The organism is Prevotella conceptionensis 9403948, from assembly GCF_000312305.1.
GTDB classification, from domain to species: domain Bacteria; phylum Bacteroidota; class Bacteroidia; order Bacteroidales; family Bacteroidaceae; genus Prevotella; species Prevotella conceptionensis.
Window position 1 is genome coordinate 394,992 of the sequence record NZ_HE999446.1, and the last position, 4,721, is coordinate 399,712.

Annotated in this window: 1 protein-coding gene; it reads right to left on the reverse strand. The window is 46.5% G+C overall.

What is annotated here, in order from left to right; all coding sequences use genetic code 11:
• Positions 1-2,180 (reverse strand): zinc-dependent metalloprotease (locus tag BN93_RS07745; protein WP_044260099.1); only part of this gene is annotated, 2,180 nt, incomplete at its 3' end.
• Between the last annotated feature and the right edge of the window lie 2,541 nt (positions 2,181-4,721).

Here is a 4,721-nt window from a genome sequence, read left to right on the forward strand (position 1 = left end):
AAGCGATAAGCCGTGCTCGATTCTTGCGAATTGTTGTAGATGGCGTTGAGAAGGTTCAGCGAGAACGTGGCGTTAAGCGCCGATGCCTGCATCTTTGCTATCTCGGCCGTGGCATTTACGCCGGTCTTGGCTGTTATTTCGGCAGGATAGAGCCACAAGGGGGCATCGAATACCTGACGGGCGAAGTAGCCGAGAGCGGCTTTTTGCCTTTCGGCTGGCACTATTTCGTAAGGCATTTTGCCCGGCATGTTGTTGATGTAACGCCCACCGATGTTCTTTGCTACGTGTCCGAAGTAGCGCACAAACTGCTGTCGCGCGCTGTTATACATCTCGCGCAGGTCTACATACTGGTCGTTGGCTTGGCGCGTCCATTGGGGAAGGTTCTTGATAAGCCGTTGAAGGTTCTTCACGCCATAGTCGCTAGCCTTCACATTATCGTCGCCTAGGTCCTCGCGTTGCGCCCTGGGGTCTTCGTTGGTGCCCTCTCCGCCGAACCAAAGTCGGGGATTTTTGGCTAGGATAGCGGTGGTTTCGTCCATTAGTTTCTCTTTCTCCGCCAGTTCGTCTTTAAATTCTGGCCGATATTGGTAGCCCCATTTGATGGCCCATTTGTCGTAATCGTTTACGCGAGGAAACAGCCCGCGCTCGCCGACATTGTCTTCGGGCTGGGCCACATAGTTAAATCGCGCATAGTCCATGATGGATGCCGTGTGGCCATGTTTCTCTACCCATGCCTTGTTGCGCAGCTTTTCAACAGGCGTTGCATAGCTTGCGCCCATGTTATGGCGCAGTCCGAGGGTGTGACCAACCTCGTGCGAAGAGACGAAACGTATCAGTTCGCCCATCAACCGGTCGTCGAAGTTCATCGTGCGAGCACGTTTGTCGAGCGGTCCGCACTGTGTCATGTACCATTTGGTGAGCAAATTCATCACGTTATGGAACCAACAGATGTGACTTTCGATGATTTCACCGCTGCGGGGGTCCTTTACATGTGGGCCGTAAGCATTCTCGGCCTCCGAGGGAAGATAGCGCAACACGTTGAAACGTGCATCGTCAAGACTCATCGTCGGGTCGTTGGTGGGCCACTCCTTGCCTTGAATGGCATTCTTAAAGCCTGCCGCCTCGAAGGCAACATTCCAGTCGTTGATTCCTTTAATAAGGTAAGGCACCCATTTCTTGGGCGTTGCGGGGTCGATATAAAACACGATTGGCTTTATGGGTTCTACCAATTCACCGCGTTGATAGCGTTTTACGTCTTTGGGAACGAGCCTGAAACGCGAGATAAATTGTTCGCGTTGGCTCTTGTGTTGCTCGTCCGAGAAGATAGTGTAGGGATAGGCAAAGAAACCAACGCGGTTGTCCCATATGCGCTTGCGCATGGGTATTTTGGGCAATTCAACGATAGATGTGTTGAGCGCAAGGGTTACTGCGCCCGTGCCCGAGGCCCTTATGGTGCTAGGCGATGCGGCATAAGTGCGCGTTGTAAGCACTTCTATGTTGATGGGATAGGTCTTAATGGTGTCGATAAATGTACGATCGGCCTGCTGTCCGCCAATCTTAGTCTTCTCGAAAAGGGTGCGGTTGATGCCCACAATGTTGTTGTCGCGAGCAAAAAAGCCCGTTACATCGAAGAGGTTCATGCCTTTTTGGGTGTTTCCCGCCACGATGGGAAAGGCTGCAACAATGGGGTCGGCGGTGCTTTGTTTCAGCGAAAGGTATATGCGGTCTTTCTCGTTGGCCTCTTGTGTGCGAACGAATGTGCGCAAAAGCATGGTCTTGGCATCGCGTTTTTCAAAGTAAATGGCATCCTCATTGACCATTTCACCGCTGAATTTGCCAAATCCTTGGGGTACGCCAGCAAAGCGCGTAACGGCCATAAAGTAACGACCAACAAGACTGTCGTGCATCTCAAAGTACCATTTGTCTTTGATGTGCCGCACGGTGAAAAGGCCTTTCATCACCGTTCCGCTATCTTTCATCAGCTTGTCGTAGTCGGTTTCCTTCTTCTTCGGCTCGGCTTTCACGTCCTTCCCATTAGGCGTTTGCACCTTGGCCGTGTCGGTTTTGGCGGTTTGCGTGGTGTCTTTCTGCACTTTTACGGCAAATGCCACCTTTGCCTGAGCCGAATAGCCCAAAGCCACGGCAGCCAAGAGGCAACCAATCCTGTTTTTTACACCCATAATTGCTTTGTCGGTTTTGTATGTATATGTTCACGTTACAATCGGACGAACAACCTGCGTTGCCCGTCCGATTTCGTTCTACAAAGATAGTGCTTTTTGTACAAATACGCGCTCGATGCCGTGCTTATCAAGGCGTTACACAAAGACTGCGCACAGCAACGAAGGTGTTCGGGGCACACGGATTGTTGGCAAACGAAATGAAAACATACCGATGAATTGGAGCAATTTTAATGCTAGCCATCGCGAAAGGATGGCCAAACACAGCTTTGACGTAAACAATATTTAACCTTTTGCGCGCATTGAATTAACACAAGAAGTAAGTGCGCGCAGGGAGATAGGCCAGTTTGAAAGGCTGATTGGGGGCTGGGTAAGGGGCTTATAGCAGGGAAGAATGGGGTTAAGGCTGGTTCTAAAGAATTGAAGTTGTATTGACTTTTATAGTCAAACAGAATTGGATTGGAAAGCCATAGCTGCATCGTAAGTAAACAAAAGTCCCTCCTTTTCCTCTGCGCAAGGGGTTATTGATGTCATGCAACGGATGTCTGGCATTCTTCTAACAACTATTTTGCAAATGCAATTCTGTTTCACTATAGTATTTCCACAAACTGAGAGGGGGTTTATGTCTTGTGCTGTAAAACCAAGATACCCCCCACTGGTGTACGAAGTGCTAGACAAGGGCACGATGAAATCTGAAATTTTGCATCATTTGCCTGTGGCTAAACGTGGCTATGACTCAAAAAGGTGATTGGGTGGAAGTTATTCAATGCGGTCTCCACACAAGCAGAAAACCACTTGGCAAAGGCCAATTACTTCTGCGTTTGCATGATGCTGTTCTCGTTGCCTGTGAGCGAGATGCCTTGTAACCGCTCGCGCTGGCCGTTACAAGCGTACAGGTTTTGCGTGCCGTTGCCCCCCTTGCGGGTGTTTACAGCACAATCAGTTTTGTCTGGTTTTCAGCAAAGAATTTAACATTATGAGTGTCCTTTTCGTCACCAATCGCCCATCTCGCCGCAAAAAATCGATTCTCGCGAGGGTTTGTTTCACTGCAAATAGGGGTTAGTTCGCGGATGCTGAAGAATGAATATTTATTACAACAAACCGCCATTTACACTAGGTTTTGGGCCATTTTTAGCTAAATGTGGTGCAATATGCCGCTAATTGGAGTGCGTTTTGGTGCAAAATAGAGTACGTTTTGGTGCAAAATGGAGTGCGTTTTGGTACAAAACGCAAGGTAAAATGGTGCTAATTGCAGTGCAAAATGCCGCTAAATGCGAGACGATTAAGCATAAACATGCACTACAATGGTATAAATAAACCTTTTAGAGCCATGAATAATAGGATTGAAAGGGGCAAAACAACCATTAAAAAGTGGCATTTGGGGGCCTAAAAGCGTGTAATTGGGGGTAAACAATAATGAGTTTGCAACTAAACTAGAAAGGCAAAATGGTGCAAAATGCACGTTACATTCTTAAAAATAGACAGAACAAAGGATATGGAAGGGTAAAAATAGTAGATATTTACATACCTTTTGACCTAGATTTTTGCTAGAACGGAGCAAAAATGAGAGCAATATTGTAAAATAAAAGATAAGGGTTTAAGGTTTTGGGTTGATGAGCTTGTGATTTGAAGAGTTGATGAATTGATGAGTTTGTAAACTTGCGAGTTAGTAAGTTAGTGAGTTAGTGAGTTTGTGAGTTTGTGAATTGGCGAGAGTGAACTAGTGAACTGGCGAGTTAGTGAGTTGGTGAATTGTCGAGAGTGAGTTAGTGAACTGGTGGGTTTGTGAGTTTGTGAACCGGCGAGACTGAGTTAGTGAACTGGGGGTTAGTGAATTTGTGAATTGGCGAGTTAGTAAGTTGGCGAGTTGACGTATTCTGGAGTTGTTGGGCATTAGTGAGTTTATAAGCCAGTGGGTTGACTTGTCTTGCACTTCCCCTTAATTTGTAGAGATATTAAAAGTAAGCACAACTTCATTGCCTTTGTAGGCATTTTAGGTTTGATCTAGTAGAGAATTGGCTTGCATTCTGAGGGTGCATCGTGGACTATATAACCGAAAAGTGCAAGTGAAAGATCATCAGATAAAACAAAAATACGGCAAGGAGTGGCCTTTAAATCATGATGCAACGGTAACTATTCAGCAATAACGAACGTAGATTATCAAGAATTTATAAACGTTATATTGTGGCAAAATGGCTCGAAACGACATTACTTTACCAGAATTTGCAGGTGTCTGTATGTGTAACTTATTGATAATCAATAATAGTTAATACGTCTTATCGCTGAATAGTTACGATGCAACGACAGCGCGGAGGTTACAAAACCGGCCTTAAACGATACCTCTACCAACTGGTTTGTTAGTAACGTGCCAGTACTATGCGGCTTGTAGTGGGGCCACAAGCACCATGTTGTGGTAGTACAAGCACCATGTTGTGGTAGTACAAGCCACCTTGCAGCGATAGTACAAGCACCTCGCAGTGATAATACATGCACCTCGCAGTGATAATACAAGCACCTTGCGGTACTAATGGCACTAAAAACTAC